Annotated in this window: 1 protein-coding gene; it reads left to right on the forward strand. The window is 71.4% G+C overall.

The annotated features are described in order from the left end of the window. Positions 1-238 (forward strand): IS3 family transposase (locus AC5WRT_RS39250; protein WP_496098991.1); only part of this gene is annotated, 238 nt, incomplete at both ends.

A 238-nucleotide genomic window follows, 5' to 3' on the forward strand; every position in this document is an offset into this window, starting at 1 on the left:
CCTCGTACTACGCCTGGTGCGAGGGCGAGACCGCCCGCCGCGCTCGTCAGGCCGCCGACGACGCGCTCGCGCACCAGATCACCGTGGTGCACATCGCTTCCCGGCACACCTACGGTGTCCCGCGCATCCACGCCGAACTGCGCCGCCTGGGCCGGCGAGTGAACCGCAAACGCGTCGCCCGCGTGATGCGTGAGCGCGACATCCGTGGTGTCACCCGCCGCAAGCGGCGTTCGCTGAT

The sequence above is a fragment of the Streptomyces sp. NTD91 genome, assembly GCF_059510455.1.